Genomic DNA, 276 nt, shown 5'->3' with positions numbered 1-276 from the left:
CCTTGTACGTCCTGCAAACCGAACGGCAAGGTCGGCTCATCGATATCGCCGAGCATGTCGCGGAAGAAGGCTTCGTGCTCCTGCTCACTGAGCCCCAGGCGTACCTGAGCCACATAGTTGCGGTACGGAATCGGCGCCGCCAATGGCTCGCCCCCCGCCAGCAGGCTGGCCTGCATCTCCTGGCTGACGACCTCCAGGGCCGTATGGTCCAGCGCCAGGTGATGAAACAACAGGATCGCCACAATCCGCTGGTTGGCGCGGTCTTCGGCGTACACC

At 63.4% G+C, this 276-nt stretch carries 1 protein-coding gene; it reads right to left on the bottom strand.

Going from position 1 to position 276, the window contains the following annotated elements; genetic code table 11:
• The coding region (locus tag SB765_RS29435) for a hypothetical protein (RefSeq protein ID WP_410932461.1) at window positions 1-276 on the bottom strand (276 nt) is incomplete at both ends.

Origin of the sequence: Pseudomonas sp. SIMBA_067, from assembly GCF_046534675.1 — a bacterium.
Taxonomy (GTDB): Bacteria; Pseudomonadota; Gammaproteobacteria; order Pseudomonadales; family Pseudomonadaceae; genus Aquipseudomonas; species Aquipseudomonas putida.
This window is presented reverse-complemented; position numbering and strand designations above follow the sequence as displayed.